Consider the following 26760-nt stretch of genomic DNA (forward strand, 5'->3'; position numbering starts at 1 on the left):
CGGATACACGTTCCGCTCGCGGAAAGTCCGGTCGAAGACGGGGAGCTACTTCTTCGGCTTCAACCCGGCGATCAGCGACGAGGCGGCCAAGCGCATCCGGGCGCAGATCCGCCGATGGCGGCTGCACCAGCGCAGTGGATCGTCCCTGGCAGACCTCGCACGGGAGATCAATCCCATCGTGCGGGGATGGATCAACTACTACGGCCGGTTCTATCCGTCGGCGTTGGTCCCGAGCCTGAAGGGCATCGATCAGTACCTGATGCGATGGGCCACGCAGAAGTACAAGCGGCTCCGGCGTCGCCGGAGCCGGGCGTGGCAGGGCTTGGAGAGGACAGCCAAGCTCTACCCGGGGCTCTTCGCCCACTGGCGAATCCTCCGGCCTCGAACGACCGGGTGATGGGAGCCGTGTGAATCGAGAGGTTCACGCACGGTTCTGAGAGAGCCGGGAGGTGAGATCCCTCCCGGCTACTCGCTAGGCATAGGATCGGTGATTCGGTGGGAGTGGTGGCCTGTCGCGTCGTCGTTCCCTGGGAGGTCGCGGATGCCGTCGGTTGTCGGACTGCTGGAACAGCGCGAGCCGGCCGCTCGCCGGCGAGCCGACGGGCTGCGTGGGGAGGCCGACCGCATCCAGGCCGAGTTGGCCGCGGCCGAGTTGGAATGGCAGGAGTGGGCGATCGCCCGCAGGCGGATGCTGACGCGCAGTCGGCGCCCCGACATGCGGTGAGGCCGAAGTCGCAGGTGCCGGTGTGGCGTGAGGCGCTGGCCTGGTCGGTGCTGTCGGTGGATTACCAGCGCATCCTGCAGGCGCTCGCGGACCGGGTCCGGCTCCATCAAGTGCCGCTGATTCTGCCAGGAGATGGCCGCCGTGGTCGGCATGGACGTGGTGCCGGCACGGGTGGAGGCGTTGCGGTCGAAGGCGAAACGCCTGGTGGCGCGCGGCTGGGTGGCCGAGTCGGCGCCTGGCCGGTTCACGCTCGCTTTGGGCGTGGCCGGGCCGGGCGGCGGGTCATGAGCAGGGTTATCGACCAGTAGATCATCGCTTCGGCGCTGGTGGTGCGGCGCTCGAAGTCGCGGGCCAGGTGCCACCGGGACTCCCCGACTGGTGCTCCCGGATCGGGCACGCAGGGGGCACGTATGACTCTCTGCCTTGCTCAGAGAGCTGTGCCGCTGCCCGGTCCGTTGACGCGTCGCACGGCCCTCAGGGGTTTGTAGGAAATGATCTCACGATGCATCACTCAAGATCACGATACAGCAACGCCACTTCCATGGAAGGTCCACAATCGCCACACTCTTCATACTTTCCCTCGATGTTTGGCCGCAGAGGAGTCAAGTGGCAATCCGTAAGAGCGTGGAGGAGACCCTGGTCGTCGCTGGAGAGCGTGACGAGTGGCTCACCCGCTGCGCCAAGGGCCTCATAGCCGCCGGATTCAAGGACGTGCAGACGAGTACGGTCCTCGGGCAGGTGGCTGGCGCTTACAAGAAGTTTCCGACCAACGGCGAGTTGACGATTACCGTCGTGCCGAGTGCGCAGTCAGGTCACACTCAACTGACGCTCCGCTCGACTGCGGCAGTTGACAACCTCTATGCCTTGTTCGCCAGCCCGAACAAGAAGATCCTCGCGACGGCCAAGGCCAGCTTCGGATGAGCGCGGCACCGTTTGAACAGTCCCCGACCAAGCTCTGCTCCGCTTGTGGAACTCTCACGCAGACGGTCAAGACCTTCTGCCCGGAGTGCGGCACCGCCTATGGCGAGCCAAGCGGAGGTGGGTCGGCGAGCTTTGTCTGGGGCGCCTTTGCTTGCGCAGCGGTATCTCTGCTCTTCTTCCCCATCGTTCTTGGGCCCCTCGCGATCGTGCTGTCAGCTCTCGCGATGAAGCGGAAGGAGCCGCACGCCGCCCTGGCCATGGGCCTTTCGGTTGCAGGCATGGTGCTCGGCTTCATCCTTGGCACCATGGCCTTCAGCGCTTGAGCCGCCCCCTAGACACAGCGGGTTTTCCTCCTCGCCCGCATGCACGCAACGCGCAGCCTGGCCGGTTTCACGCTCGCTTTGGGCGTGGCCGGGCCAGGCGGCGGGTCATGAGCAGGGTCATCGACCAGTAGATCATCGCTTCGGCGCTGGTGGTGCGGCGCTCGAAGTCGCGGGCCACGCGGCGGGTGCGCATCAAGTGGGCGAAGAACCGCTCGACGATCCACCGTTTGGGCAGCACCACGAAGCCTTTCTGGCCGTCGCTGCGTTTGATGATCGCCAGGACCAGCGCGAGTGCGGCCAGGCAGTACTCGACGAGGCTGCCGGTGTAGCCGCCGTCGGCCCAGATGAGGGCCAGCCGGTGGTGCACGTCGGCCAGCGTGTCGCAGCAGGACCTGGGCGGCGGTGCGGTCGCCGGTGTCCGCGGCGGTGACCATCATGCCCAGAAGCAGGCCGAGCGTGTCGACCACGCCGTGCCGCTCGCGCCCGTTGATCAGCTTGCCGCCGTCGAAGCCACGGCTGTCCGATCCGACGACGGCATCCGCCTTGACCGACTGCGAGTCGATCGCACCGGCCGTCGGCTCCGCGTCCCGACCAGCATCCTGCGGACCCTCGTGAGCAACCGGCTGCGGCCAGACGCGCCGTGCAGCGCGGACAGGCTGTTCTGCCACACCTACGGCCGCGGCCGGGACCAGCACCTGATGATCCCCGGCTGGCCCTACTCGTTCGTCGCCGCCCTCGGATCGGGCAGCACCTCCTGGTGCGTACCAGACGAGGCATACGGACGCATCACGGGCGAGGAGTGGGACCGCAGCACCCGCTACTCCTACGAGTCCTACTCGAACGCCGCAGGGTGGGCCGGCGCATAGGCCCAACAGCCCTAGTCGCACCGCAAGAAGCGACGTCTATGGGCAGGGGTTGCGGTCAGTGGTTTTCGGCTGTAAGGGCACCTTCTTCGTGTGCGGTCTCATGGGTCGATGCTCGTGGAGTTGCACGTCGCGGTTGGGTTGTAGCCGAACGAGTGATCATTGTCGGGGCCGAGGCAGCAGGACTCACGGCCGCGCGGTGGACCTCGTCGAGAATGGGACGCCGTTTCGCGCCGCTGCGGTCGCAATTGCCGAGGGTTCATGAGACGCCCCCGGCCCCGCTATGGTGGCCCCCGCCATTTGTGTGATCGTTGGCTCGGGGGTGGGGATGGACAGGGGAGAGAGGCGCCTCGCCGCTCTGGGGCACTACCAGGTGGCTGAGTTGTTGGGTGCCGGCGGGATGGGGGAGGTATATCTTGCCTACTCTCCGTCCGGACGGGCGGTGGCCGTGAAGGTCATCCGTGAGGACCTCGCTGCGAGACCGGGGTTCCGCGAGAGATTCGCCCGTGAGGTCCAGGCGGCCCGGCAAGTCAGTGGCGCGTTCACCGCGCCGGTACTGGACGCGGACACAACCGGTGATGTCCCGTGGATGGCCACGCAGTACGTCGCCGGTCCCTCTCTGGACAACGCGGTGAAAGAGCGAGGACCGCTACCCGCCGACGAGGTCTGGCAACTGGCGTCCGGGCTCTGCGAGGCGCTGCGGGACATCCATCGAGTCGGCTTGGTGCACCGGGACTTCAAGCCGGGCAATATTCTGCTGGCCGAGGACGGGCCCAGGGTCATCGACTTCGGAATCTCCCGGATCGTGGACGGGACTGCTCTGACACAGAGCGGCGAGATGATGGGGACCCCGCTGTTCATGGCGCCCGAACAGTTCCGGGATCCTCGTGCAGCAGGGCCGTCCGCCGACATCTTCGCGCTGGGTTCGGTGCTGGTCTACGCGGCGACCGGGCACGGTCCGTTCGACGCCGACACCCCCTATGCGATCGCCTGGAACGCGGTCCACGAGGAACCGAACCTCTCCGGGCTGCCGGAGTCACTCCGTCCGGTCGTGGAACCGTGCCTGCGCAAAGAGCCCTCCGCACGGCCCGATCCGGAAGCATTGCTGGCTCTGCTGTCGTCTCGGCGTGAGCGGCGCACCCAGCACGCGCTGGCCCGGGATGCAGCCCTCGCGCAGACACGTCGTAAACGCCTGCGCAGCGGCGCGTTGACGCTGTCGGCGACGGTATGCGCGACGCTGGTGGTCGGCGCATGGCTGTGGTGGCCCCAGTCCAAGGGCGGTGAGGCGGACGGAGCTCGGCCGTCCGCCGCCACCCCTCGAACGACCTCGACACCGGTCCACCTGCCGGGCTGGAAGCCTTGGACCACCCAGTTGGCGAACGGTCTGCCTGACGGCTCGCCCACCTGCCGCTACCAGTCCGCCGCGCTGTGGTGCACCGAAGGCGCCACTCTGGCGGCCCGTCTGGACCCGCGCACGGGGAAGGTGCTCTGGCGGCGGACCACGAACGACCACGGACTCCCCGCCCTCCTCGGCGTGACGCAGGAGGCTGTCGTGGTCGGCGAAAGTCTCAGCACCGAACAGACTGATTCGTACAGGGTCTGGACGTTCGATGCAAAGACCGGCAAACCCATGCGTGAACAGCAGATCGCCGACGCCGAGAGATGCGTCGTCGCCGTCGACACCCTGTTCTGCTCGCAGAACGGAGCAATCACCGCACGAGAGCCGGTGGGCATGGAACGCATGTGGACCGCTGATCCGGGCTGGGACTTGCTTTCCCCGGGCACCGGAGAATCCATCGACAGGGTCTACGTGGCGAAGCGTGACGCAAGCGGACGCCCCACGCAGGTCGGAGAGATCACGCAGGGCGACGGTACGCTCCTCTGGCTTCGTGATGTCCCTCAGGGAGCCGATGTCGTCACCGTCTCCGGGAATTACGTGTACGCCACGGGATCCTCGACCTCCGGCACGGAGGTGACCAGGCTGATCCGCATCGACCGCAGGACCGGTGCGGTGAAGTCTCTTGGGTTGGGGGCTCCCGAGGAGTTGCTTGGCGTGATGGAGGACGTTTTCTACACCCGTAGCGACACGGGTGTGGTCAGCGCCTATGACATCTCCGCGAGGAGACGAATGTGGTCCTCAACCACACTGCAGGACGAACTCTCCGCTCCGTCGGTCGACGGTGACCGCGTCCACTTCCTGTCCCAGGACGGAACGGTCATCGCTTTGGACCGGCGCACCGGCGGTGCCCTGTGGCAGAACCGGTCCCCGAAGGGGACTGCCCGTGCAAACGAGTTCATCGGACCCGTTCCGCGACTCGTCACCCTCGGCGACGTCATCATCGCTCCCGCACCCGACCTCCGGCTCCGTTCCTTCCTCGCTCCTGCGGCGAGTACGGCTTCGCCCACCGGCGCGACTGAATCGGGCCTGTAGGGGCAGCGACGAGCACTGGAGATCGACGGCACCCACGCGGATCACGTGAGCTGCCCTCGGCAGCTTGCCGCCGGTGGTTCGGGACGAAGAGGCCGCTGAGGCGGCTCCGGCAGGCCACTTCGGGGGCGGGGGCGACACCGAGGGGAGACGGAACCTGCGTTCTGAGCTCGCATTTCGCCAGACCGGCACGCCTGTTCCGATGTGGAGCAGATTCTCTCGAGAGGCGAGACGGAGTTCGTCCGCCGGACAGCTACTGCAGTGCGAACACCCCCGCCGTGGCCGCACCGAGAGAGGCTCCGGCCACTGTCTGAGCGACGGTGTGGTAGGTCAGGGCGACTCGGGACCAGCACACGGCGACAACCAGCGTGAAGGCCAGGAGCCACACGGGTGAGTGCACTACGAGCATTGAGGCGACCGCTGATGCCACAGCGGAGTCGACGCTGATCTTCCATACGGAGTTGACGGTGAGGAGCACTACCGTCATCAGCCACAGCGCGATCATCGCGGTCAAGACGCCGGTTGGGGCGTTGGCGAGGATCATCACAGTGGAGCCGACTCCGATGGAGGCCAGAATCACCGCGAAGATCCGAGGGCGCTGGCGGCGGTCGACGACATGTCGATCGCCCCAGGTCCCGCGCCTGCGTTCCCATTGGATGTAGGAGGCAGGAACGATCCCGGCACACAGGGTGGCGAACAGGCCCCACGCTGCACCGGACAGGCTGCGCGTCGTAGCGAAGCCAAGGCCGACCAGGCCGGCCAGGAGCACGTTGCGGGGCTGCAGGACATCCGTGATGGTGCTAGCGGTTCGCGTCATTTGGTTTTCTCCGTGTGGATGAAGAGCGGGATCGCAGGCGGGTTTGGGCACGTGGGGTCGCGGGCGTTCAGGAGAGAGCGAGGTTGCCGCTCGTTGCCCGACCCGGGACCTGGCTCAAGGGGCGCTGCTGGTCACGCTGGTGTCAAAGGCGGGCGGCTGGGTGAAGGCCTGTGAGACGTCTGCGAACCAGCGCAGTTCCTCGTCCAGGTCGCTGCCGCCCATCGGGGCAGGGCCTGTCGTCATGGACTCTGCCGGTCGGACGTGGCCGGAGGACCGGGCGGCCGGGGCTCTATGGAGCACTGAGGCCTCTGCGGCTGCGAGTTGCTCGCGGCTGGTTGCCGGAGAAGTCGTGCTCGCGCTGATCAGGGCCGGGCCAAGCTGCTGGATCAGCTCTTGACGTGCATCGCGGATTTAGATGACGAGTCGGTAGGTGCGGTAGTGCAGGCCGCCAGGACGCCAGGACGCCAGCGCGCCAGCTTTGGTCGGGGCGGGGGATCCAGGGCGATGACCGGGGCAGATCGGCGATCCTCCGCATCGTCAGCCCTGGCAGATAGGCGCCCTTCCCGCGGGATCCGCAACCACCTCCGCAAGCGCGGCATCCGAGCGGTGATCCTGGTCCCGTTGGACCAACAAGGTCACCGGCTGCGGCGGGGCAGCAGAGGCGGCAGGCCCCCAGCCTTCGATCGGGACGCTTACAAGCAACGCAACACCGTCGAGCGGTGCATCAATCGCCTGAAGCAGTGGCGCGGTATCGCCACCCGCTACGAGAAGACCGTAACCATCTCCCTCGCTGGCCTCCACATCGCAGGCATCTTCCTCTGGTCCGCTCGCTGGTCCAAACGAAACCGCCTAGTGCGGAGCGCTATGTCGCGGCATACGGGGTTGAGTTGAAGATGACCGGTGGTAACGATCTACGGTAATTGCGACCACGCGTTCGACACGCACGCAACACGAGGGCGGTCCAACCGCCCCGGGGGAAGCACGGACCCGCGCCGTCGAACGGGGCGCCGGAGTCCGCGCCCTGAGGTACACACGAACCTGCACATAAAACAGAAGAATCGTCACGCTTGCGACCGCCTTGTGCCTGACCGTAGACGCGGGCGCAGGCACGGCCGCCACGGCAGGCCCCCGCCCCGAAGAGTCAGCCGGACCCCGCGCTGCTGGAGATAGCGGCCAAGGTGGCGCAGTACGCCGGCTGCAGTTCCCAGCCTCTGCTGGAACGGCCCGCCTGCCTGAAGGAGTTCGCGCTCAAGTCCGCCAAGCTGGGTTCGGCGTGGGTGTCTTCCTCTACGTCACCCGTGACGCGATGAAGGACGAGGGCGCCTCCTTCAAGGGGCTGGAGACCGAGCTGACCGAACTGTACAAGCTCAAGCCCTATCTCCTGCTCGACCCGGACAAGGACACCGATCCGGAGAAGAAGCAGATCTTCGAGCGCGGTGATGCGCTGGCTCAAGTACGGGGGCGAGCTGCTGCCCTACCGGCCGCAGACGAACGGCAAGGTCGAACGCCTCAACCGCACCCTGCCGGACGAACGCCCCTACCGCTCAGAAGCCGAGCGACGCGACGCGTTCCCGTAATGGCTGCACACCTACAATCACCACCGCGGACACACCACACTCAAAGGCCAACCACCCGCCAGCCGCGTCCCCAACTTCTCAGGGCAATACACCTAGGGCTCGGGCCTCGGCGAATGCTGGTTGGTCAAGTTCCGAGTATGTGTCCGACGACCGGGTCGAAGCCCTCTACGTGCTGCTTGATCTGCTCCTCCAGATCTGCAGGTCTCGCGAACAGTTCTGGGTTCGTGGCCTGCGCTTGAAACTGTTGCCGCTGAGCTTCGTACGACCGCCAGTGCACGCGGTGCTCAGCTCGGACCTCGACGAGTGCGGTCTCGGGCACCCCTTCTGCGGCGAGGAGGCGGCTCACCTTGTGGCGGAGCATCCACATGGCGATGGCCTCCTGAACGCCAGCAGGGAGTGTGGGCGTGCCGATGCTCCGTTCGATGCGTTGGCCACGAGCCGCCGGCCGAGGCGAGCAGACTTCGGTCAGCGCGGAATAGAGCCGGTCCCAGTCCGGGGAGCGCTGCTTCTCGCCCTGTTCGATCAGGAGCTGTGCCTTGCGGCGCTGATGGTAGGGGGCGTCGGGGTGGGCGAACTGGTCAACGATCTTGCGAGCGATCGCACTGCGCCTGGCTGCGGTGCTCCTGGTGGCCCGCGCCCAGGTGCGCCAGGCGCGGCGTGCCTGGGCATCGGATACAACGGGGTCGTCGCCCGCGTGAGCGGTTCTCGCCCGCCGCCGTTCTATCCTCGGATCGCGCTCCTTCCCGCCATCACCGCAGACGCACGAGGAAGACGTCCCCCACGCCGTTCGTGTCCCCTGGAACCCAGTCCTTCTTGAAGGACTGGAACGCCGCCACGCGCGCGTGCCCGTCATAGACGGGGTACTGCATGCCGGTGTCGGCGGGCAGGAGCGATCGCGTGTGGCCCGACCGCATGTCGCGTACGTACTCGTGGTCGTCCGTCGCGAGGACGTATTCGCGGCTCGTGCCCAGGAATGCGCCTGCCTCCGTATCCACCGTCGGGTCGCCCGGCGCGTCGACCGTGCGCGTACGGTGCGCGACCAGATCGCGCAGGTAGCCGCCGGTGTGCCGGGCGCCGCGAACCATCGTGTTCCATGGGGAGTTGAACAGGACGTATCTGCCGTCGGCGCTGATCCCGGCGAACTGCGAGGGCTTCGGAGAGGTCTCGCTGCCGTCGTAGGTGGCGTCGACTCGTTCGGCGCGCCCGGTGACGCGTCGCCACGCGTACAGGTATCCGACGTTCGCTCCGGACACATGGGGCCGGTTCGTCGAGTAGGCGACGGCGCTCCCGTCCGGGGTGATGTGCGGTGCCAACGCTTCACGGTCCCCGTTCGGGCCCGGTGCGGCGCTCGCCCGCCGCGTCGTGCCGGTCCTCAAGTCGCGTACGTAGACGTAGACGTCACCGTGCAGGCTCGCCGAGAACCAGGGCAGAGCCCCGGCCACGAAGGCCACGTACCGTCCGTCGGCGCTGATGGACGGGTCGCGCGAGACGATGCCGAAGCCCTCGTCCAGGCCGATGTTGACCTTCGTGGTACGGCCGGTGCGAAGATCGCGGACGTAGACGTCGGACTGCCGTCCGGGCGGCCCGCCGTGCACGGGGTAGGACCACTCCGATGTGAACGCCACATAGCGGCCGTCGGCACTGAGGGACGGCTGGTAGGCCTCGGCGTCTGCGGGCGCGCCCGCGCTCTGGGCGGTGACCCGCACGATGCGGCCGGTGCGTACGTCCTTGACGAAGACACCGCTCAGGTGGTTGGTGTCGTCGGGTACGAGGTTGGTCGCATCGGACGCGAAGGCGACGTACCGTCCGTCGGCGCTGATCGACGGGGCCAGGGAGTCGCCATTGCCCTGAGTGCCGTCGGCGGAGACGCTGATGCGTTCAACGCGCGGCACCCGCTCGGCGGCCATCGCCCCCGCCCCCGTTGCCGGCACGGTCGCCAGGGACAGCAGCGTGACCAGCGCGGCCCCACCCGCCGCGCGCACGGCTCTGGCGGCTTTGGACATGTTCCCCCCCAAGAAACCGTCTTCTCCCGGCCCTACGCCGAGGGCACCTGGGGATACAAGCGCACCATGCCTCTGGAGGTCAATCAGCTCATTGGCGTACAACCCGCACGTAAGATCAGCCGTCCTCACGGTGGCCGGTGTGCAGCGCGTCTCCGCCGCCCCACCACCCCACCCGGCCGCCGCCTTCGCCAACCTCCGAGGCCCCCCGCCCCCGGGCGCACCTTGACCTGCCCACTACAGGCGTACTTCAACGCCCGCAGGCGTCACGGCGCCCTCAGGCCAGACCCGCCCCGAGCCGCCGCGTCAACCACGCACATGGGGAAGGGGGGCCGAATCTCCGGGAACCCCGCCGCGGGCACCGCGATCTCCAGATCGCCGTGCGGCCGCGACTGTTCCCCGCGGAACAGATCCAGCGCCCGTCCCGCCGCGATGCACCAGGGCACACCGACCCCGTCCAACCGCTCCGCGACGTGTTCCGGACGCCAGGCGCCCGCCCAGCGGGCCCCCAGTTCGTCCGTATCGAGCACAGCGCCGCCGGGGTGCAGGGATTCGGTCATCGGCACAACCTACTGCCGCAACCCGACCGGGGTACGGCGTTACTAGGCACCGGAGCCAGGCCCACGACAGGACGGATACGACGTCATTGCATGTTCGCCCTGGTCACTCTGGAAGAGCCGCACCCTAGGCCGATTCGGCCCAGCCGGATCGATGCCGTACAGTTCAGCGTACCGACGCGGGGTGGAGCAGCTCGGTAGCTCGCTGGGCTCATAACCCAGAGGTCGCAGGTTCAAATCCTGTCCCCGCTACTCACACGTGAAGGCCCGGTATCCACCGGGCCTTCATTGCGTCTGGACCCGCTCGACCCCGATCCTCAGGCGAACCAAAGCTCCAGGGGCTTCGTGGCTGGTGATCTGTGCCGATGCCGGGCTGGTGCACCCGTCGGCACACACCTTCACCGTGCCGGCGGGCGGCAACGTCGCCACCGGACGGTCGGCGACATGCCCGGCGAGGTGATGGACGCCGTACAAGGGCATCCCCGCGCGTACGCGATGCCTTTCACGCCCGCCAGGCCGACCTGGAGCGCGCCGGACAGCCCCGGCTCCGTGATGACGGCGAACCCGTCGATGTCGGACGGCGTGAGCCCGGCCTCGTCCAGGGCCCGCTGGACCACCGGGCGCGGGCGGCGATCTCGGGCATGACGCCGCCGTGGCGGGCGTGCTCGTCCGTGTCGCGACTTGACCCGCTCTTTGCCGCAGGTTCGTTGTAGTTGCAACAAGGATGCAGAAGCCTGAAGAATGCGGCCGAAGCAGCAGCTCGACGAGAAGTGAGGCCAGCACCCCCATGACCCCCGCACCTGATTCCGCTCCCACGAGCCCGGCAGCAACGGGTTTGGGGCGAGGTCTCTCGTGGCACCGCGTCCGCAGGTCGATGACCCGCAAGGAATGGGCCAACGCCGGCGGGATGGCTGCCTTCATCCTGGCGCTGCATGTCATCGGCTGGTTCACGCTGGTGGCGATCGTCGCGCCCGAGCACTACAGCGTGGGCACCAAGACGTTCGGCATAGGCATCGGTGTGACCGCATACACCCTCGGCATGCGGCACGCCTTCGACGCCGACCACATCGCGGCGATCGACAACACCACCCGCAAGCTGATGGGGGAGGGCAAGCGCCCGCTGTCGGTCGGCTTCTGGTTCTCCCTCGGTCACTCCACGATCGTCTTCGCCCTGACCTTCCTGCTCTCCCTGGGCGTGAAGGCACTGGCCGGGCCCGTCGAGAACGACAACTCCGAGCTGCACAACATCACCGGCTGGATCGGCACGACCGTCTCCGGGACGTTCCTCTACCTCATCGCGATCATCAACCTGGTGATCATGTTCGGCATCTGGAAGGTCTTCCAGCAGATGCGGGGCGGCCAGTTCGACGAGGCGGCCCTGGAGGAGCAGCTCAACAACCGCGGGTTCATGAACCGCCTGCTCGGCCGTCTGATGAAGACCATCACCAAGCCGTGGCAGATGTACCCGCTGGGTGTCCTCTTCGGCCTCGGCTTCGACACCGCGACCGAGGTCGCGCTCCTGGTGCTCGCCGGCTCGGGCGCGGCCTCCGGGTTGCCCTGGTACGCCATCCTGTGCCTGCCGATCCTCTTCGCGGCCGGCATGTCGCTGCTCGACACCATCGACGGCTCGTTCATGAATTTCGCCTACGAGTGGGCGTTCTCCAAGCCCGTCCGCAAGGTGTACTACAACCTCACCATGACCGGGCTGTCTGTCGCCGTCGCCCTCATCATCGGTACGGTCGAACTGCTCGGCCTGGTCGCCGACAAGGCCGGCCTGCACGGTGCGTTCTGGGACTGGATCTCCGGGCTCGACCTCAACATCGTCGGCTATGTCATCGTCGGCCTGTTCTTCGCCACCTGGGCCGTCGCCGTGGTGGTGTGGAAGGTGGGTCGCATCGAGGAGAAGTGGGAGGCGGGCATGGCCCGTTCTGCGTCGGCGGAACTGCCCGCCGAATAGGGGCAGAGACCCTGGGGCGAGCGGTGCTCCCCGGCCGGCGGCGCGCTGCCGTTCAACAGCGGGCACAGCGGCCGTGGAACAGCAGTGAACCCGAGGAGCCGGGGCGCGGTCCGGTCAGCTCCTCGACCCTTCTCGGGTCAGCTCGGTGTCGATCTCGGCCACGGACAGGTGACGGTCCGGTGCTGTCAGCGCGGTCGGGACGCGCAGTCGCCCAGCGGTGCAGCGCGGGCCGGTCCGCCTCAACAGGGCGCGCGGCTCAACCGGTCGCGGAGTGTCGTAGCCCGCCGACGACACAGCACCTCCCACATCTCCGCCCCTGTCGTGGCGACCCATGGGCCGACAGCCTCCGCTTCCACGGCGACACGGCCGGAGTCCCAGGACCAACGCCTGATCGGCAATCAGGTGCCTCTGCCGTTGGCGTGCAATCGCAGGGCTACGTGGACATGTACCTCGCCTACTGGTTCGTCGCCTGGGACCGGCTCGGGCAGCTGCGTACGCCGACCGACGCCGGTGGCGATGATGGCGAAGGAAGCGGTCGGACGGGCCTTCGAGACCACGCTCACGGAAGGCGTCCGCTTCGAACGGCGCCTCTTCCAGGCGGTGTTCGCGACCGTCGACCAGAAGGAGGGCATGGCCGCCTTCGTCGACAAGCGACCGATGGAGTTCCGCGACCGCTGACCCAAGGGCACCCCAGGGCTGTCTCGTCCGGCGCGGCGGGAAGATCGCGCCGGGCGGGCCGGTCCGCGCACGTCCTGTCCGTTTCCGTCGTCGCCAAGGCAGCCCACTCGTGATGCAGGAGACATGCTTGCTGTATGTTCCTCCGATTGCGGCGCACAGACCGGCCGCGGTGGCGGCGGTGCTGTGGACGGCGGGGTAAGTGTTGCTCCGACAGGGAGCAGAGGACCTGGCAAGGCCGTACGCAGTTTTGGGCGTGCCCTGATCGACGAGCCGCCACAACAACACTCCGAGCCCTCCGCCGATTTCCACGAACTTCTCCCGGTTTGTGGGTGCATTTCCGCTATGATCGCGGCGTGCCCTTGACCGGGGCATGGCAAGAATCAATTGCCCCTACGGGGGGTGAGGAGTGTGTGTCATCGCAATCAAGCGCAGTCTCTCGGTGGTGGCGGTTGCCGCGTTGGCCGTCGCCCTTGGTGCTGGATCGGCTGATGCGGCTCCGTATGTGGCGGTGAAGAATCCGTACCTCAAGAGCGGCAAGATCTACGCCGAGGCCACTCTGCAGGGCCCCAACCCGGTGGACACCAAGATGTGTGTCTCGCTTCTTCAGACGCACCCGGCCACGCCGGACATCCCCGTCGCGGGGAAGTGCTCCACGCTGACTGCCGGAACCGTCAAGGTGTCGATCAACAACTTCTGCGGCAGGTACACCACCCATGTCGAGGTGACCCGGGCCGGTAGGACTCTCGTCTACAAGGATTCCGCGTCCGTGATCATCTGCAGCTAGTGCGCTGATCGACGGGTCGACATCCGCTGAACTGCCCCCCTCGCCGGGGGCGAGGGGGGCAGTTCAGCGGATGTCCTGGTTCGCTTCTTCGGCGGGTTGGCCGATGAGGATGGGCCTGGCGGGACCCCAGCCCTAGAATCGGCCCATGGGCAGGACAGACCGCGCCAGCCGGTTGATCGCGGCACCACCGGCGACCGTCTACGGTGCCCTCCTGGACCGGGAGTCCCTCGAAGCCTGGCTGCCGCCGGACGGCATGCGCGGGCGAGTCGAGCGGTGGGATCCCCGGCCCGGTGGCGGGTTCCGGATGGTCCTCACCTACCTCGACCCCGTGGACAGCCCTGGTAAGACGTCGGATGCGACGGATGTCGTCGACGTCGGGTTTGCCGCCCTGCTGCCACCGGAACGCGTGGTGCAGCGGGCGGTGTTCGAGGCGGACGACCCGGCGTACGCGGGCACCATGACGATGACCTGGCACCTCACTGCCGTCGGTGAAGGGACCGAGGTGACCGTCACCGCCACGGACGTGCCACCCGGTATCGACCCAGTGGCCCACGAAGCCGGGATCGCCTCCTCGCTGGCCAATCTGGCGTCGTACGTCGAAGCGGCCGACTGACTCGGTTCAGCTGTGCCCTGGGCCGAGCAGAGTGGCTGTCAGCTTCATGAGCGTGATGCGGATCATCTGGCTCAGACGTGCCAGGGGAAGCGCTGACGCGTCGTCGTAGATGAGGACCTTGACCGCGTTGACGGAAAGTTGGTCATCGTCGCCGAGAGGGGCAGGTCTGCCAGCAGTTCGTGAGAGGGCCGCTTGGTCGCAGCGGGGATGTGGCTCGGCTTCCCCGAGCACGCTGCGGTCACCGCCCGTCAGCGGGAGGGGCACTCGGTGACGATCTTCGGGCTGCCCTCCTTGGCGGTGTGGGGCATCACCACGATCATCGTACGGGCGCCGTGCGCCGGATCCATAGCCCCGCCGATCCCCGTGATCATCTTCCCGGCATGGCCCAGTTCGCCAGGTCACCCTTCCGCGACACCCGCACACTCCGCAAGATGCGTACCCCGTCGTAGCCGTCAGTGATGGTCCGGATGCGCCTCCCGCCAGTCGGCGGCCGGAGTCCCGTCGGTTGGCAGGGGGAGTTTCGGCCGGTCGGGGGGATACTTCCGGAAAGCTGCCGGGATGGCTGCGGCGGGCGGACTGTCAACCCTGAAGGCATGACGCAGAACGTATTGTCGGCTGTGCCTGCACAGGCGACGCGTGAACATGAGTCGGTTCGCTCCTCCGCCCCCGCCGGCACGCCGTCCACGGGGCGGCTGATCGGGATCGACCTGGCACGTGGGCTCGCCGTCTTCGGCATGTTCGCCGCCCATGTCGGCCCCGACGTGACGGTGGGCGGCCCGGTGGGCTTCCTGCTGGAATTGGCACGGGGTCGCTCGTCCGCCCTCTTCGCGCTGCTCGCCGGCTTCTCGCTGATCATCATCACCGGTCGTCCGCATCCCCGCACCGGGCGCTCCGGGCGTCAGGCGGTGGCCAGGATCGCGATCCGCTCCGTTGTCCTGTTGGCGCTCGGCTATGCCCTGACTGCCCTGGGCACGTCGATCGAGGTGATCCTCAGCTTCTACGGGCTGCTCTTCCTGGCCGTCCTCCCGCTGTACCGGTTGCGAGCAGGGACACTCGCGCTGCTCGCCGCCGCAGCTGCGCTGATCCTGCCGCAGGTTCTGTACGTGATACGGGCGTCGATCGAGGGAGGACACTGGGCTGACGCCGTCATCGCCCGGGACCCGCTGGCCTGGATCAGCGGCACGGACGGGTTCGTCGAGCTGCTGTTCACCGGGTCGTATCCGGTCGTCACGTGGATACCGTTCCTGCTCGCCGGCATGGCGGTGGCCCGGCTCGACCTCACTCGGCCCGGCATCCGATCCCGGCTGGCCCTGACCGGCGGGGTGCTGGCCGCGCTCGGCTACGGAGGCTCGTGGCTCGCACTGCACCTGGTCCCCCACGCTCTCTTTGCCGTCGCGGCCGCGACGGACGGCGGTTCGGCATCGGCGGCGTGGTGGTCCGACACCGTCGGCGACGTCCCGGACCACAGCCCGCTCGCCTGGCTGCTGGTCGCCGCACCGCACAGCCAGACGACCTTCTCCATCCTCGGCAACACGGGCGTCGCCATTCTGGTGGTGACCGCCTGCCTGACCATCGCCGACCGGCTGCCGCGCCTCACACGCCTGGCCACGCCCGTCGCAGCGGTCGGCATGACGGCGCTGACCGTCTACGTCCTTCACATCGTCGCCCTCTGGTTCTTCACCGACGTCTGGTACCTGTCCGCGATGGAGGACGACACCATGTCCGGGCTGCCGGTACTGCTCGGCTTCATCGCAGCCGCCGCCCTCCTGGCCACCGTATGGACTCGCCTGTTCCGGCGTGGCCCCCTTGAGTACCTGCTCCACGCCGCCACTCGGCCCACGCGGTACATCAAGTAAGACGCTCAGTCGTCCGACGGGGCGGCCGCGTCGCGCTACGAGGTCGTCGACTGCGGTCGGGTCGAAGACGGACCTGGCTGACCGGGTGGGGGGAGTGCGAGCAGCCGCGGTCGAGGGGGCGCGAGCAGTCGCTGTCGGAGGGGGCGTGGCTGCTCGCGGTTCCGGCACTTGCCCTGATCGTGTTCCCACCTCCGGCCCTCGGCACGCAGGGTGACGTCGCCGAAGCGGGGTGTTCCTGGTGACGAGTCGCCAAGGATGCGAACAATATGAATTGCTCTTGCCTGAATTTTGTACGCGTGCAGTAGCTTCTGCCCTGCCGCAGGGGCTGTGAGCGTTGTCCACGGCGGCGGCCTCGTGCACCCATCGAGTCAAAGGCCAGCCATTGTCCGCCCTGACCTATCCCGAAGCCATAGGCGTCGGCCTGTTGCAAGGCGTCACCGAGCTGTTCCCGGTCTCCAGCCTGGGACACAGCATCCTCATCCCAGCCCTCCTCGGCGGGCACTGGAAACACGATCTGGACGTCTCCGCCGACGGGTCGCTGTACCTCAACGAACTGGTCGGCCTCCACCTGGCCACCGCCCTGGCGCTGGTTGTCTTCTTCTGGCGGGACTGGGTGCGTGTGATCCGAGGTCTGACGACATCGATCACGCAGCGACGTATCGAGACCGTGGACCAGCGACTCGCCTGGCTGATCGTCACGGCCAGCGTTCCGGTCGCCGTCGCCGGCCTCGCGCTCGACAAGGTGTTCCGCACCACCCTGGGCCGGCCCGTCCCGACCGCGATCTTCCTGGCCCTCAACGGCATCGTGCTGTTCGTCACCGAGCAGCTGCGACGCGGCGGGACGGGCCGCAGGCGCGCAGGAGCCTCAGCGGCGCCCGGCGAGGAGCACCTCACCCCGGACGAGCTGTCGGACCAGCGGATCACCGGGATGTCCCTGCGGCAGGCGATGGCGATCGGCGCGGCCCAGATCCTCGCTCTCCTTCCCGGGATCAGCCGCTCCGGTTCCACCATCAGCGCGGGCATCTTCCGCGGTCTCAACCACGAGGACTCCGCGCGGTTCGCGTTCCTGCTCGCCACACCGGTGATCGGCGGAGCGGCACTGCTCAAGCTGCCCCCACTGCTGGGTTCCCAGGGCAACGGTCTGCGGGGTCCGCTGCTGGCGGGAAGCATCGCCGCCTTCGTGGCTGCCTACCTCGCCACCCGCTATCTGGTCAGATACTTCGAGAACCGGACCCTCGTCCCGTTCGCCATCTACTGCTCCGTGGCGGGACTCGGCAGTCTGGCCTACTTCGTCATCGGGTGACTTCCTCCTGACGACCCTGGACGGCACAGGCGACGCGGCGCATGCGAGCCTGCAAGTCTCCCGCTGGAGCCTCGTTTACCACGCCTCCTACGCACTGCTCGCCTCCTTCGTCCTCGTCAACGTCCTCATCGGCAACGGACGCGGGGAGTCCGCCCCCTGACAGGGCGGCGGAATTGCATGAGCGTCGCAATGTTGCTGGTGTCAGGCTGTCGGAGCTGTGGCGAACAACTGGGCCAGGGTTCGCCCGGCAGCCTCGCCACCGCGGGCCTCGGCCGGCCTGTCGCCCTCAGTTCACGGGAACGAGGGTCAGGTAGGCCAGGCCCAGGAGGCCGCGATAGCCCCGGAGCCACATGCTGCGGTGGCGGTCAACGCGGTCGCGGGTCTCCTCCGCCAGGGGGTGAGCAGGATGGGAGGCGAGCCATTCCTCGACGTCCGCCTGGTAGGCGGACTCGAACTCCTCCCACTCGTCGCTGTTGGCGGTTTCGATCCAGGCGGGACGGAAGCCCGCGGCGACGGCGAGGTCGACGAGGCCGGCGAGGTCGTGGAACTCGGACGGGGAGGCGTCCGGCCACATGGCCGACACCTCTGCCGGAGTGGGCGGGCGCTGCCAGAAACCCTCGCCGAGAAGGACACGGCCGCCGGGGGCGACCAGACGGCGGAGGGTATGCAGTGCGGCTGCGGTGTGCTCGGGCGGCTGGGCATCGCTGAGGGCGTGGCTGGCACTGAAGCAGAGAACGATGTCGGCGGGGCCTCGGACGGTGTCGGTGGCGGACTCCTCGACGAAACGGACACGCTCGGTCAGCCCCCGGGCCTCGGCGTTGGCGCGTCCACGGGCAATGTCGTGCTCGTTGAGGTCGACACCGACGCCGGTCGCGCCAGGCGTCGTCTCGACAAGGCGGAGCATGAACTCGCCCCAGCCGCAGCCGATGTCGAGCACGGTGGTCGGAGTAGTCGGGCCGGCTGGGGCGGTGAGCCGGCAGATCATCTTTGCGGCCCGATCCTCGGAAAGCGGACCGTGGAAGGTGAGTCGGGTCAGCCGCGGCGGGACGGTGGTGTCATCCATGAGCCCGCAGAGTATGGATGGTCCAGCCCTTGGGGACACCGATTTTCCGAGTGGCCGCGCCGGAGCGGGCGGTCGACGACTCACCTGCCGGGAGTTACAGATCCACGGGGTGCGTATCGCCTAGTCGTATCCTTACCCCCTGCTGAACCCCGTCTTTCACACTGCGCGATACCTTTCCCAGCAGTTTCAAGAACAACATGGCAGTCAGGGAGACCGGCGCGGTGAAGCGGCGCAACAGGCGTGGCAGGTTCTGTGTACCACTGGTGGGGGCGGTCGTGGCGGCCTTGGCAGTCGGCGGCTGCGGTGCGAGCGGGGGCAGCGCGACCGGCCCGGCGGCCACCACGAGGCAGGCCGCGCCCACCGGCGGCATCCCGAGCAGCGTGCCGCGCCGCGTTGACGACGCTGCCGCCTGGCACAAGTGGGGCCTGACACCGTTGCCCGCGGCCCCTGAACCCCCGGCCGACAAGCCCGTCAAACTCTCTGCGACCGGCCCGGTCCCGGTCTTCACGCACATACCGACCTCGCAGAAGGTCGTCTTCATAACCGTCGACGACGGACTGGAGAAGGATCCCAGGTTCATCCAGATGATGCGGGATCTGAAGGTCCCGATCACGATGTTCCTGATGAACGACGCCATCAAGTCGGACTACGGCTACTTCAAGCCGCTGCAGGCGATGGGCAACCACATACAGAACCACACCCTGCACCATCCCCCGATGAACACCGTCCCGCTGGCCCGCCAGAAAGAGGAGGTGTGCGGCGACCAGAGGATCCTCACCAAGGAGTACGGCACCGCGCCGCTGCTGTTCCGCCCGCCCTACGGCGCGTACAACGCCAACACCAAGCTCGCGGTGGGCGAGTGCGGGCCGCGGGCGATCGTCTGGTGGCGCGAATCCATGCAGATCCGCAACATGCAGTACCAGCGGCCGGACAAGAAGTTGCAGCCTGGCGACATCATCCTTGCCCACTTCCGCGGGCCGGCGGAGCTCAAGGGCGCCACCATGACGGAGATGTTCGGCAACCTGCTCAAGCGCATACAGGAGCAGCGATTCTCAGTGGCGCGCCTGGAGGACTACATCCAGCCGCCTACCGGTCACTGAACCGACTGGACGCACAACGGGGCAGGCGGCGACGGCCTGACGACGCCGTTGGGGGAGCCCGGTCGGCAGACCCGAGCCCACCAGAAGCAATGATTTCGCGTTAAGCTCGAAGGTGTGAGTCCTCGATCTTCCGCACGCCCCGGCGGGCGCAGTGCGCGCGTCCAGCAGGCCGTTCATCAAGCCGTACGAGATCTTGAGGCCGAAAACGACCGCGAGGCGCTGACCGTGCCCCTGATCGCAGCGCGGGCGGGGGTCACCCCCTCCACGATCTACCGGCGCTGGGGCGATGTGCGGGAGCTGCTGTCCGATGTGGCGGTGGAGCGACTCCGCCCGGACGCGCCCCCCGCCGATCACGGATCCCTGCGCGCCGACCTGGAGGCATGGGTGGAGCAGTTCACGGAAGAGATGTCCTCGCCGATCGGTCGCACCTACATCCGCGACGCCCTCCTCGGCGATCCCGAGCACGGCAACGCCGCCCGCTGCTCCGACTACGCCGCCGAGCAGCTCAAGGCCATGGGGGTGCGGGCCGCCGGTCGCGGAGAGGCGGTACCCGAGGTGGAGGCGATGCTGGACGCCATCGTCGCGCCGCTGATGTACCGCATCCTGTTCCGTCCTTCGGACCTGTCGGCCGCCTACACGCGCAGCCTGGTGGCGCTGGCAGTCACGCCGCGCTGAGCGAGTAGGAGTCGTACTGGAGCGGGCCTGTCCGGCAAGCTAAAAGCGAATGGTTTGCTTTAGGGGCAAGCCTGGCCTAGAGTTGCTTAAGGCAAATCGGTTGCGTTAAGCGCTCGGAAAGTGCCTGCCCAGTGCCACAGGCTCCTGGAGGCCGTCAGGCTCTCGGCCCACCTCGGCCCACCTCGGGCGACCGGCAGACATCGCCGCGGCCACTGACCCTCCCCAGCGGCATCCTTGAGAGCTGAGATATCAACTGTGAACTCCACCTCCACTCGTCACAGCCGTCCTTCGTGGCGCCTCGGAGACATCGTCGTGCACCGCATCGACGAGATCACCCTGCCCCCGGGGACCGGCCCTTGGCTGCTCCCCGGCGCCACCACCGAGGTGCTCGACGAGGCGTCCTGGCTGCGGCCCCACTTCGCCGACGCCCACACCGTTCGACTGGCCAGTCACACCTTCGCCGTGGAGTCCGGCGGGCTACGCATCCTCGTCGACACCGGGATCGGCAACGACAAGACACGCGCCAATCCCGCCTGGAACGGCCTGCACTCCGACTACCTGCGGCGTCTGACCGCAGCCGGGTTCGCTCCGGAGTCGGTCGACCTCGTCATCACCACACACCTCCACACCGACCACGTGGGCTGGAACACCCGTCTCCTGGACGGGGAATGGCAACCGACCTTCCCCCACGCCCGTTACCTCACCAGCCGCATCGAATGGGACTACTGGACCAGGACAGAGCTGGACGATGCCCGTCGCCAGATGTTCCGCGACTCGGTCGATCCCGTCCACGACAACGGCCAGTACGACCTCGTCGACGTTCCCGACCAGGGGACCGAGGTGGCCGCCGGTCTCCGGTTGGTCCCCGCCCCCGGTCACACGCCCGGACAGGTAGCCGTGGAGCTACGCGGCACCGATCGCACGGCCGTGATCACCGGTGACAGCATCCACCACCCCGTGCAACTGTCACACCCCCACCTCACCAGCTGCGTTGACATCGACACACAGCAGGCGGTGCGCAGCCGAGCCCGTCTCCTGGACAACCTCGCCGACACCGGCAGCCTGCTGCTGGGCACCCACTTCCCCCACCCGACCGCCGGCACGATCCACGCCGACGGCAGTCGATACCGTCTGCACCCCGAGCCCGGCACCACGATTCCTCCCACCACGGCCTGATCCGGAGGCCCGGACGGACCCCCGGTCGTCAGTCGGAGAGTCACAGGGTGCTGGAGCGTCCGAGGACTCTTCCGTGGGCGTCGAGTGCTCTCACCTGGAAGTACGGTCCCGGGTTGTTCGTGGTGGCGGGCGGATCCAGGAGCCGTGAGCCGGTGCGGCGTGCCTGGTCAGGCGCCGTCGGTGCGGTCGAGCAGCGATCGGGCCTCGGCGGTGCGGTAGTGGCCGGGGCCGAAAGCGGCCAGGCAGGCCTTGTGGGCGGCCACCGCCCGAATGCGGGCCTCGGTGGTGCGGCCCAGCCCCAGGAGGGCGGTGGCCATGGCGAGTTCGACGGCGCCGGTCTCGGGGTGGCGCTGCTCCTCGGGCATGATGCGGCGCAGCCGGCCGATCTGTTGCACTTCCGCGAGAGCCTCCTCGTAGCGGGCCTGGCCGTTGAGACTGCGGGCCAGGCCAAGCCGCAGGGCCAGGGTTATCCGGTCCCGTACGGGACGGCCGGCGAGGGCCTCACGGGCAAGTGTCTCGGCCTCCGGATGGCGGCACTGCGCGTTGAGGGCGTAGATCTGTCCGTTGCGGGCGGCCGCGTCCACGAGCACTGTCTCCGACCCCCTGCCGTGGGCCGCGGCCCGGATGAGGGCCGCGCACTCTGCTTCGCATTCCGTGTGCCGGCCAAGGAAGCTGAGCGTCTGGGCGCGGTCGGAGCGCAGTTTCAGGGTCTGCCAGTGTTCGGCACCGAAGATCCTGCCGAAGACGGGAAGCAGAGCGTCGTATTCGGTGAGCGCCTCGGCGTGGCGGCCCTGGGCGCTCGTCGCCGCCGCGGCGACGGTCAGCGCGAGCGGTCCATGGCTGTCGTTGTACTGCCCGGACCGGTCAGCAGCCACCGCGCGGGCCTCGGCATAGCGCCCGGCATGGAAGAGGCCTGTGGCCCGGGCCAGGAACGATCTCGTGATAGGTCCACCTCCGTTTCGGCCGCGCGACCGGAAGAGTTTCATGCGCGGAGCATACGGACTGCGCACGCCCGTTCGAGGAGGGGGCCGTTCGTTCATCGGCTGCGGGTTCGGGCCGGGCTCGGCGTCCCCGTGGGTCGGGTCCGGCACCGTGCTCCGGGGCGTCGAGCAGGCTGCGGGGCAGGCCCCGGCGGTCGTAGGTGACCACGGTGCAGGCGTCGGCGAGGTGGTCGATCAGGTCGGTGCTGCGGTCGGCGTCCCCCTTCGCCGCTCTCGGGGATCAGTCGCAACGGCCCGGCGCCGCGCAGCTGGTGGTGCAGCACGGCGCCGGGCACCTTGAGCGTGCCGGTGGCGACACCCACTGAGTCCATGTGGCAAGTGGCCGAGAGCGGCATGGACGAGGACGGTACGGCGTGCTTGAGGAGGCGGGACAGTTCGCGGAGAACGGCGACATCGTTGGGAACCTGGAAGGCCCGGCGCGGATGCGCGGGTGTCAGCCGCGGGGCAAGAGGAGGCGGGAGAGGGCGGTCGTGGCGAGGAGGAGCCCGGCGATGGCGAGGAGGCCGAGGCGCATACCCGATAGGGAGAAGCCGCCTGCGGGGCCGGAGAGCAGTCCGCCGAAGAGGGCGACGGCCAGCGCACCGCCGGTCTGACGAAGGGAGTTGAGCAGTCCCGACGCGGTCCCCGCGCGCTCTTTGGGGACGGCGTCCATGAGCAGCGCGGTCAGCGCGGGCACCACGAGCGCTCCGCCGATGCTGAGCGGCAGCAGCAGTACGAGCACCAGCCTTATCGGGGTGTGTGCGGCCAGCGGCAGCATGGCCAGCATCGCCACGATGAAGACCAGTTGCCCGGCGACGATCACCGGCCGTCGTCCGATCCGCTCCGCCAGCCGTGGCGAGACCAGGTTGGTCGACGTCACCACCGCCGACATCGGGACGAACATCAGCCCGGCCGCGATCCCCGACATCCCGCGCAACTGCTGGTAGTACAGCCCGAGGAGGAAGATCCCGCCGTAGAAGGCGGCGTTGACGGCGAAGCCGACCGCCAGCGGGACGGCCACCTCACGGTTCGTCAGCATGCTCAGCGGCACCATGGGTTGGCGGTGCCGGGCCTCCACCACGCGGAAGGCGTACCCACCGGCGACGGCAACCACGCCGGATGCCAGCACGGGGCCGCTGGTCCAGCCCAGGTGGCCGCCCTCGATCACGGCGAAGGCGAGCCCGGCCAGAGCGAGTACCGCGGTGAGCTGGCCGCCTCCGTCCAGCGCGGCGGGCCGGCGCGGTGAGCGCGGTACCCGGACGAGCAGGGCGAGGATCACGGCGCCCACCGGGAGGTTGAGCAGGAACACCGCCCGCCAGCCGGCCGAGTCGGTGAGCAGCCCGCCCAGCACCGGGCCCGCGGCCATGGCGACCGAGCCGCCGACCGTCCACAGCGCGATGGCCCGGGCGCGCGCCCGGGCGTCCTCATAGGCGTGCCGGATCAGCGCCAGCGAGGCCGGCATCACGACCGCCGCGGCACCGCCCTGGGCCACTCGCGCGGCCACGAGCACGCTGATACCGGGCGCGAGCGCACAGCCCAGGGAGGCGAGGGTGAACAGGGTGACGCCCCAGGCATACGCGCGGCGGGCACCGGCGCGGTCGGCGAGGGCGCCGGCGGAGAGCATCAAGGCCGCGAACATCAGGGTGTAGGCGTCCACCACCCACTGCAGCCCTGCCATCCCGCCGCTCAGAGAGTTCCGGATCGCGGGCAGCGCGATGTTCACGGCTGAGACGTCGATGGTGATCACTGTGAACCCGAGGAGCGACGCGACCAGCGCGACGCCGGTGTGGCGCGGCGCGGCGGGGGCGTCGGCGGGCGGCTCGGCGGGCCGGGCGCGCTGTCGTCGCCGGAACGTGGTCGCCGACGGCTCGGGGGCGTGTCCCTGAGCGGTGGTGGTGAACCGGGTCGGGCTGATCGGCATGGTTCATCCCTTGAAAGTGGTAGTCGTGGTTGACGGACCGTCAAAAACGGCCGGGCGGGCGGCCGCAGTCGGCCGGAACCGCGGTCCGGTGTCCTTGCACCCCCTGGGTCCCCGTCGGCCGGGCCGCCCGCTCCGGTTCAACTCTGCGTCCGTGTACGGCCGTACGACAGACCGCGCTGTGCCGGGGGTCTCACGTTCCAGGCCCTGACACGGCCCCCCACGCCCCCCGGTCACCTGCGACAATGGTTCGATGGCAGCAGCAGCGGACGCACGGGGCACGGAGCTCGGCAGGTACCTCAAGGCCCGTAGAGCGCAGGTGCGCCCGGAGGATGTCGGCCTCCCGGTCGGCGCGGGCCTGCGACGTACTCCAGGACTGCGCCGGGAGGAGCTGGCCACGCTGGCCGGGGTGAGCGTCGACTACTACATCCGCCTGGAGCGCGGCCGGGAGGCCAACCCTTCCCCCGCCGTCGTTGACGCTCTCGGCCGCGCCCTGCGGCTGCGCGGCGATGGTTATGAACGCCTGCACGAGCTGGCCGAGTTGGCCTCCGGTCGGGTCTCCGAGCTGCCGGCCTCTTCGGACCACACCGTCCGTGACTCGGTCCTGCGGATGCTGGAATCGGTGCGACCGCTGCCCGCCTATGTGGTGAGCCGCTACAACCGCGTACTGGCCGCGAACCCGCCCGGCCGGCGGCTTCTGCCCGGGCTCTGGGACTGGCCCGAGCACCAGCGCAACCTGACCCGCTATCTCTTTCTCCACCCGCTCGGCCGGACTCTCTACGAGCCGTGGGAGGAGACGGTCGCGCTCTCGGTGGCGCATCTGCGGGCGGTCGCGGGCGCCGACCCGGACGATCCGGAACTGACCGCGCTCGTCGGTGAACTTGTGCTGAAGTCACCGCAGTTCGCGCGGCTGTGGGAGCGGTACGACGTCTGTGAGCGGGGCGGCGGGCAGAAATCCTTCCGGCATCCGAAGGCGGGGCTGATGACGCTGACCTACGAGGTCATGCGACTGGCCCGGACGGGCGGCCAGCGCATGGTGGTCTACCAGGCAGTTCCCGGCACCCCGGACGAGGAAGCCATGCTTCGCCTGGACTCCACCGCTCTCCGACCAGAGCCGACACCGGCGGACCACCCGGAGTCGGCCCCGGAACCATGCCCCACCCACTCACCGTCCCCGGCCCACGCCACCACTGGCTGACCCCGGGGCCGTTCGGCGAGTGACCGGCGGTCCGAGGCCCCGCCCTACGGGGGCAAGTTCACCGAGGGCGTGCCCCACTTCCTGGATGAGATCGAAGCCGACCTTCTCAGTGGTCTCCCCGTCACGTCCCGGGTCTTGTCGGTCGACCTCGAGGTGCATGGCGGCGCGAAGTGGCAGGAGCCTACGGCGTGTCCATTCGTCCAGCAGTTCAGGGAGAGTCAGATTGCTCCACCCTCATTGCCTGACTAAGGTCAGAGAATGACGGCGGAGCAGGTAGAGCAGGTGCGGCGCTTCAACCGGACCGTCGCCGAGCGTGTGGGAGTGCTGAACGACCACTATCTGGGCGGCGCGCGCCCCTACGGGCAGGCTCGGTTGCTCTGGCAGATCGGTGACGAGGGCACGCATGACGTCCGCGGCGTACGAGCCCGGCTCGGCCTCGACTCCGGCTACGTGAGCCGGCTGCTGCGGGCGCTTGAGCGCGACGGCCTCGTCGCCGTCGAGCCCCACCCCCACGACCGGCGGGTACGCACCGTGCGGCTGACCGAAGCCGGGCGGGCCGAGCGCGCCGTTCTCGACGAGCGCAGCCACGCACTCGCCGCATCGCTCCTCGCCCCGCTCGATACCCGGCAGCGGGACCGGCTGACCTCGGCCATGGCAGAGGTCGAGCGGCTGCTGACCGCCTCGGTGGTCTCCTTGGAAGTACTCGACCCCGACCACCCGGACGCCGCGTACTGCCTGCGGTCCTACGCCGCCGAACTGCAGGAACTCTTCGATGGCGGCTTCGACCCCGCGAACAGCCTGCTGCCCGACCCGGGCGAACTGCGCGCGCCGCGCGGTCTGTTCCTCGTCGCCCGGCTGCACGGCGAGCCGGTGGGCTGTGCCGGGCTCAAACTGCCGGCCGGAGCACCCGCCGAGATCAAGCGGGTGTGGGTCTGCCCCCGGGTCCGAGGGCTCGGCCTGGGCCGGCGTCTCCTGTCCGAACTTGAGAAACGCGCCGCCCGGCACGGCAGCGATCTGGTGCGGCTCGACACCAACAAAGCCCTGGAGACGGCCACTCGCCTCTATCGGAACAGCGGGTACACGGAGGTCCCCGCCTTCAACGACGAGCCCTACGCCCACTACTGGTTCGAAAAACGACTCACCCCTAAGACGCCCTAGGGCGTGTTTCGAAAGTCCCGTCTGGCCCGCGACTCCCCCAGCCTGGCGGCTGGGAGGTGCCCCCAGGCACGGCACCTCGCCGCGTTGTCGG

General features: G+C 68.5%; 24 protein-coding genes, 1 tRNA gene and 9 pseudogenes. 21 read left to right on the forward strand and 13 right to left on the reverse strand.

Features of this window, described 5'->3' with window-relative positions:
- From AB0L95_RS39335 to AB0L95_RS39350, 4 genes and pseudogenes are all read left to right on the forward strand, one after another.
- On the forward strand, positions 1-397 hold a 397-nt coding region (locus tag AB0L95_RS39335; protein ID WP_365171063.1), incomplete at its 5' end, for a group II intron maturase-specific domain-containing protein.
- Between the two features lie 144 nt (positions 398-541).
- A pseudogene (locus AB0L95_RS39340) lies at positions 542-1012 on the forward strand (hypothetical protein).
- 318 nt (positions 1013-1330) lie between these two features.
- Entirely contained in the window at positions 1331-1645 is a 315-nt protein-coding gene (locus AB0L95_RS39345) for a hypothetical protein (protein ID WP_365171065.1), read from the forward strand.
- Positions 1642-1968: a hypothetical protein gene (locus tag AB0L95_RS39350; protein ID WP_365171067.1), complete on the forward strand. Its 327-nt coding sequence runs from the start codon at positions 1642-1644 to the stop codon at positions 1966-1968. The genes AB0L95_RS39345 and AB0L95_RS39350 overlap by 4 nt, the downstream gene beginning before the upstream one ends.
- Positions 1969-2035: 67 nt before the next feature.
- Here the strand turns inward: AB0L95_RS39350 and AB0L95_RS39355 are convergent, their stop codons facing one another.
- Together AB0L95_RS39355 and AB0L95_RS39360 are read right to left on the reverse strand one after the other, a co-directional pair.
- Positions 2036-2335: a transposase gene (locus tag AB0L95_RS39355; protein WP_365171069.1), complete on the reverse strand. Its 300-nt coding sequence runs from the start codon at positions 2333-2335 to the stop codon at positions 2036-2038.
- Between the two features lie 58 nt (positions 2336-2393).
- Positions 2394-2636 (reverse strand): annotated as a pseudogene (locus AB0L95_RS39360) (hypothetical protein); the annotation flags it as partial.
- Here AB0L95_RS39360 and AB0L95_RS39365 point away from each other — a divergent pair.
- Positions 2580-2729: pseudogene (locus tag AB0L95_RS39365) on the forward strand (transposase); the annotation flags it as partial. The pseudogenes AB0L95_RS39360 and AB0L95_RS39365 overlap by 57 nt on opposite strands.
- 430 nt (positions 2730-3159) lie before the next feature.
- Positions 3160-5262 (forward strand): protein kinase, encoded by a 2103-nt coding sequence (locus AB0L95_RS39370; protein WP_365171071.1) that lies wholly within the window; start codon positions 3160-3162, stop codon positions 5260-5262.
- 250 nt (positions 5263-5512) lie between these two features.
- On the opposite strand, the gene AB0L95_RS39375 is transcribed toward AB0L95_RS39370, so the two are convergent.
- The gene (locus AB0L95_RS39375) at positions 5513-6076 is read right to left on the reverse strand and encodes a hypothetical protein (protein ID WP_365171073.1); all 564 of its coding nucleotides are present in this window, start codon (positions 6074-6076) and stop codon (positions 5513-5515) included.
- A gap of 114 nt (positions 6077-6190) precedes the next feature.
- Positions 6191-6487, reverse strand: coding sequence for a DUF6545 domain-containing protein (locus AB0L95_RS39380; RefSeq protein ID WP_365171108.1), 297 nt, complete (start codon positions 6485-6487; stop codon positions 6191-6193).
- 150 nt (positions 6488-6637) lie between these two features.
- Between AB0L95_RS39380 and AB0L95_RS39385 the strand changes: the two are divergent.
- Positions 6638-6967 (forward strand): annotated as a pseudogene (locus AB0L95_RS39385) (transposase); the annotation flags it as partial.
- A gap of 250 nt (positions 6968-7217) precedes the next feature.
- Here AB0L95_RS39385 and AB0L95_RS39390 read toward each other — a convergent pair.
- Complete coding sequence (locus AB0L95_RS39390) at positions 7218-7529, reverse strand: hypothetical protein (RefSeq protein ID WP_365171075.1); 312 nt, start codon at positions 7527-7529, stop codon at positions 7218-7220.
- A gap of 19 nt (positions 7530-7548) precedes the next feature.
- On the opposite strand from AB0L95_RS39390, the pseudogene AB0L95_RS39395 reads away from it, so the two are divergent.
- Positions 7549-7749, forward strand: a pseudogene (locus AB0L95_RS39395) (integrase core domain-containing protein); the annotation flags it as partial.
- Positions 7750-7777: 28 nt separating this feature from the next.
- Here the strand turns inward: AB0L95_RS39395 and AB0L95_RS39400 are convergent.
- The 3 genes from AB0L95_RS39400 to AB0L95_RS39410 form a co-directional block, all read right to left on the reverse strand.
- Positions 7778-8020 carry a hypothetical protein gene (locus AB0L95_RS39400; protein ID WP_365171077.1) on the reverse strand — a complete coding sequence of 81 codons (243 nt, stop codon included), beginning with the start codon at positions 8018-8020 and terminating at the stop codon, positions 7778-7780.
- Between the two features lie 382 nt (positions 8021-8402).
- A complete protein-coding gene (locus AB0L95_RS39405) occupies positions 8403-9656 on the reverse strand; it encodes a hypothetical protein (RefSeq protein WP_365171079.1) in 1254 nt (417 codons plus the stop codon).
- Between the two features lie 263 nt (positions 9657-9919).
- Positions 9920-10213, reverse strand: a complete 294-nt coding sequence (locus AB0L95_RS39410; protein ID WP_365171081.1) for a hypothetical protein — start codon at positions 10211-10213, stop codon at positions 9920-9922.
- 175 nt (positions 10214-10388) lie between these two features.
- On the opposite strand from AB0L95_RS39410, the gene AB0L95_RS39415 reads away from it, so the two are divergent.
- Positions 10389-10462, forward strand: a tRNA-Met gene (locus AB0L95_RS39415).
- 186 nt (positions 10463-10648) lie between these two features.
- Here AB0L95_RS39415 and AB0L95_RS39420 read toward each other — a convergent pair.
- Positions 10649-10880, reverse strand: a pseudogene (locus tag AB0L95_RS39420) (tRNA (adenosine(37)-N6)-threonylcarbamoyltransferase complex transferase subunit TsaD); the annotation flags it as partial.
- Positions 10881-11084: 204 nt separating this feature from the next.
- Here AB0L95_RS39420 and AB0L95_RS39425 point away from each other — a divergent pair.
- From AB0L95_RS39425 to AB0L95_RS39440, 4 genes and pseudogenes are all read left to right on the forward strand, one after another.
- Complete coding sequence (locus AB0L95_RS39425; RefSeq protein ID WP_365171083.1) at positions 11085-12167, forward strand: HoxN/HupN/NixA family nickel/cobalt transporter; 1083 nt, start codon at positions 11085-11087, stop codon at positions 12165-12167.
- Between the two features lie 507 nt (positions 12168-12674).
- Positions 12675-12845: pseudogene (locus AB0L95_RS39430) on the forward strand (enoyl-CoA hydratase-related protein); the annotation flags it as partial.
- A 508-nt stretch (positions 12846-13353) separates the two neighbouring features.
- Positions 13354-13629 carry a hypothetical protein gene (locus tag AB0L95_RS39435; RefSeq protein WP_365171085.1) on the forward strand — a complete coding sequence of 92 codons (276 nt, stop codon included), beginning with the start codon at positions 13354-13356 and terminating at the stop codon, positions 13627-13629.
- 145 nt (positions 13630-13774) lie between these two features.
- Positions 13775-14242, forward strand: a complete 468-nt coding sequence (locus AB0L95_RS39440) for an SRPBCC family protein (RefSeq protein ID WP_365171087.1) — start codon at positions 13775-13777, stop codon at positions 14240-14242.
- Between the two features lie 260 nt (positions 14243-14502).
- On the opposite strand, the pseudogene AB0L95_RS39445 reads toward AB0L95_RS39440, so the two are convergent.
- Positions 14503-14693 (reverse strand): annotated as a pseudogene (locus AB0L95_RS39445) (CoA-transferase); the annotation flags it as partial.
- A 142-nt stretch (positions 14694-14835) separates the two neighbouring features.
- Between AB0L95_RS39445 and AB0L95_RS39450 the strand changes: the two are divergent.
- The 3 genes and pseudogenes from AB0L95_RS39450 to AB0L95_RS39460 form a co-directional block, all read left to right on the forward strand.
- Entirely contained in the window at positions 14836-16098 is a 1263-nt protein-coding gene (locus AB0L95_RS39450; protein WP_365171089.1) for a DUF418 domain-containing protein, read from the forward strand.
- A gap of 382 nt (positions 16099-16480) precedes the next feature.
- Positions 16481-17401 carry an undecaprenyl-diphosphate phosphatase gene (locus tag AB0L95_RS39455; RefSeq protein ID WP_365171091.1) on the forward strand — a complete coding sequence of 307 codons (921 nt, stop codon included), beginning with the start codon at positions 16481-16483 and terminating at the stop codon, positions 17399-17401.
- A gap of 1 nt (position 17402) precedes the next feature.
- Positions 17403-17534: pseudogene (locus AB0L95_RS39460) on the forward strand (ion transporter); the annotation flags it as partial.
- A 153-nt stretch (positions 17535-17687) separates the two neighbouring features.
- Here the strand turns inward: AB0L95_RS39460 and AB0L95_RS39465 are convergent.
- On the reverse strand, positions 17688-18464 hold the full coding sequence (locus AB0L95_RS39465) for a class I SAM-dependent methyltransferase (protein ID WP_365171093.1): 777 nt from the start codon (positions 18462-18464) through the stop codon (positions 17688-17690).
- A gap of 197 nt (positions 18465-18661) precedes the next feature.
- On the opposite strand from AB0L95_RS39465, the gene AB0L95_RS39470 reads away from it, so the two are divergent.
- The 3 genes from AB0L95_RS39470 to AB0L95_RS39480 all read left to right on the forward strand — a co-directional run bounded on the left by AB0L95_RS39470 (position 18662) and on the right by AB0L95_RS39480 (position 21415).
- On the forward strand, positions 18662-19564 hold the full coding sequence (locus AB0L95_RS39470; protein ID WP_365171095.1) for a polysaccharide deacetylase family protein: 903 nt from the start codon (positions 18662-18664) through the stop codon (positions 19562-19564).
- A 114-nt stretch (positions 19565-19678) separates the two neighbouring features.
- Positions 19679-20239, forward strand: a complete 561-nt coding sequence (locus tag AB0L95_RS39475; protein WP_365171097.1) for a TetR/AcrR family transcriptional regulator — start codon at positions 19679-19681, stop codon at positions 20237-20239.
- Positions 20240-20545: 306 nt separating this feature from the next.
- Positions 20546-21415, forward strand: a complete 870-nt coding sequence (locus tag AB0L95_RS39480; protein ID WP_365171110.1) for an MBL fold metallo-hydrolase — start codon at positions 20546-20548, stop codon at positions 21413-21415.
- A gap of 167 nt (positions 21416-21582) precedes the next feature.
- On the opposite strand, the gene AB0L95_RS39485 is transcribed toward AB0L95_RS39480, so the two are convergent.
- On the reverse strand, positions 21583-22290 hold the full coding sequence (locus AB0L95_RS39485; protein ID WP_365171099.1) for a tetratricopeptide repeat protein: 708 nt from the start codon (positions 22288-22290) through the stop codon (positions 21583-21585).
- A gap of 559 nt (positions 22291-22849) precedes the next feature.
- On the reverse strand, positions 22850-24316 hold the full coding sequence (locus AB0L95_RS39490; RefSeq protein ID WP_365171101.1) for an MFS transporter: 1467 nt from the start codon (positions 24314-24316) through the stop codon (positions 22850-22852).
- A gap of 250 nt (positions 24317-24566) precedes the next feature.
- Here AB0L95_RS39490 and AB0L95_RS39495 point away from each other — a divergent pair, with 250 nt between their 5' ends.
- Positions 24567-25511, forward strand: a complete 945-nt coding sequence (locus tag AB0L95_RS39495) for a helix-turn-helix domain-containing protein (protein ID WP_365171103.1) — start codon at positions 24567-24569, stop codon at positions 25509-25511.
- Positions 25512-25769: 258 nt separating this feature from the next.
- A complete protein-coding gene (locus AB0L95_RS39500) occupies positions 25770-26669 on the forward strand; it encodes a MarR family winged helix-turn-helix transcriptional regulator (RefSeq protein WP_365171106.1) in 900 nt (299 codons plus the stop codon).
- Positions 26670-26760 lie beyond the last annotated feature (91 nt).

Origin of the sequence: Streptomyces sp. NPDC052036 (assembly GCF_040680495.1) — a bacterium.
Classification (GTDB): Bacteria; Actinomycetota; Actinomycetes; order Streptomycetales; family Streptomycetaceae; genus Streptomyces.

Bases quoted from the DNA above. Each gene is read 5' to 3' on its own strand.
- AB0L95_RS39350 (WP_365171067.1), top strand. From the start codon at position 1,642: ATGAGCGCGGCACCGTTTGAACAGTCCCCGACCAAGCTCTGCTCCGCT.
- AB0L95_RS39370 (WP_365171071.1), top strand. From the start codon at position 3,160: ATGGACAGGGGAGAGAGGCGCCTCGCCGCTCTGGGGCACTACCAGGTG.
- AB0L95_RS39375 (WP_365171073.1), bottom strand. From the start codon at position 6,076: ATGACGCGAACCGCTAGCACCATCACGGATGTCCTGCAGCCCCGCAAC.
- AB0L95_RS39400 (WP_365171077.1), bottom strand. From the start codon at position 8,020: ATGTGGATGCTCCGCCACAAGGTGAGCCGCCTCCTCGCCGCAGAAGGG.
- AB0L95_RS39405 (WP_365171079.1), bottom strand. From the start codon at position 9,656: ATGTCCAAAGCCGCCAGAGCCGTGCGCGCGGCGGGTGGGGCCGCGCTG.
- AB0L95_RS39410 (WP_365171081.1), bottom strand. From the start codon at position 10,213: ATGACCGAATCCCTGCACCCCGGCGGCGCTGTGCTCGATACGGACGAA.
- AB0L95_RS39425 (WP_365171083.1), top strand. From the start codon at position 11,085: ATGACCCGCAAGGAATGGGCCAACGCCGGCGGGATGGCTGCCTTCATC.
- AB0L95_RS39440 (WP_365171087.1), top strand. From the start codon at position 13,775: ATGGGCAGGACAGACCGCGCCAGCCGGTTGATCGCGGCACCACCGGCG.
- AB0L95_RS39450 (WP_365171089.1), top strand. From the start codon at position 14,836: ATGACGCAGAACGTATTGTCGGCTGTGCCTGCACAGGCGACGCGTGAA.
- AB0L95_RS39465 (WP_365171093.1), bottom strand. From the start codon at position 18,464: ATGGATGACACCACCGTCCCGCCGCGGCTGACCCGACTCACCTTCCAC.
- AB0L95_RS39470 (WP_365171095.1), top strand. From the start codon at position 18,662: ATGGCAGTCAGGGAGACCGGCGCGGTGAAGCGGCGCAACAGGCGTGGC.
- AB0L95_RS39490 (WP_365171101.1), bottom strand. From the start codon at position 24,316: ATGCCGATCAGCCCGACCCGGTTCACCACCACCGCTCAGGGACACGCC.
- AB0L95_RS39495 (WP_365171103.1), top strand. From the start codon at position 24,567: ATGGCAGCAGCAGCGGACGCACGGGGCACGGAGCTCGGCAGGTACCTC.
- AB0L95_RS39500 (WP_365171106.1), top strand. From the start codon at position 25,770: ATGACGGCGGAGCAGGTAGAGCAGGTGCGGCGCTTCAACCGGACCGTC.